Origin of the sequence: Chengkuizengella axinellae (genome assembly GCF_030730905.1) — a bacterium.
GTDB classification, from domain to species: domain Bacteria; phylum Bacillota; class Bacilli; order Paenibacillales; family KCTC-33759; genus Chengkuizengella; species Chengkuizengella axinellae.
The window spans coordinates 1-295 of record NZ_JAVAMP010000070.1 but is presented as its reverse complement, the minus strand read 5'-3'; the positions used below and the strand labels follow the sequence as shown (position 1 = coordinate 295).

The window sequence follows — 295 nt, the reverse complement described above, 5'->3', positions numbered from 1 at the left end:
GCAAAAGCTTTTATTGATTTTTGTAAGAAGAATAGAGTTACACAAAGTATGAGTAGAGCTGGATGTCCGTATGATAATGCTGCGATGGAGTCTTTCTTTGGCAAACTCAAAAATGAACATTTGCACCATTATTATTTTGAAAATGATGAGCAGTTACAAACATTGATCCATGATTATATTTACGGTTATTACCATCATATACGCCCACATAGTGCCTTAGGTGGGATGACCCCAATGCAAGCAAGGTATGCTTAATAAATTCTACATAGTGTTACAATTTTGCTTGACCAGGTCA

General features: G+C 35.6%; 1 protein-coding gene. It reads left to right on the top strand.

Annotated elements, in window-relative coordinates:
* The coding region (locus Q5Y73_RS24710; RefSeq protein WP_305994583.1) for an integrase core domain-containing protein at positions 1 to 255 on the top strand (255 nt) is incomplete at its 5' end.
* Between the last annotated feature and the right edge of the window lie 40 nt (positions 256 to 295).